This window comes from Rhizobium sp. 18055 (genome assembly GCF_902706285.1).
Lineage (GTDB): Bacteria > Pseudomonadota > Alphaproteobacteria > Rhizobiales > Rhizobiaceae > Rhizobium.
Window position 1 is genome coordinate 1 of the sequence record NZ_CACSKD010000264.1, and the last position, 448, is coordinate 448.

At 66.1% G+C, this 448-nt stretch carries 1 protein-coding gene; it reads left to right on the top strand.

Annotated elements, in window-relative coordinates; all coding sequences use genetic code 11:
* Positions 1-390: SsrA-binding protein SmpB (smpB, locus tag GVL52_RS32110; RefSeq protein ID WP_160012741.1), on the top strand; the 390-nt coding region annotated here is incomplete at its 5' end.
* Positions 391-448 lie beyond the last annotated feature (58 nt).

Consider the following 448-nt stretch of genomic DNA (forward strand, 5'->3'; position numbering starts at 1 on the left):
GCGGGCATGGTGCTGCACGGCTGGGAGGTGAAGGCGCTGCGCGAGGGCAAGGTGCAGCTCACCGACGGCTACGTCGTGATCCGCGAGGGCGAGCTCTACCTGATCGGCTGCCAGATCAACGCGCTCAAGACGGCCTCCACCCACGTGAGCCCGGACGCGGCCCGCACCAAGAAGCTGCTGCTGCACAAGGACGAGATCCTGCGCCTCATCGGCAAGGTGGAGCAGAAGGGCTACACGCTGGTGCCGCTCAACCTGCACTGGACGAACGGCCGCGCCAAGTGCGAGATCGCACTCGCCAAGGGCAAGGCCGAGCACGACAAGCGCGACACGATCAAGGAGCGCGAGGGCAAGCGCGAGGTCGAGCGCGCCATGAAGAGCCGCCACCGCTGAGCGGCCGCAAAAAATTTTCGGGCGGTGCGGAATAAACCGATCGCGCCCGGTGTTCTAT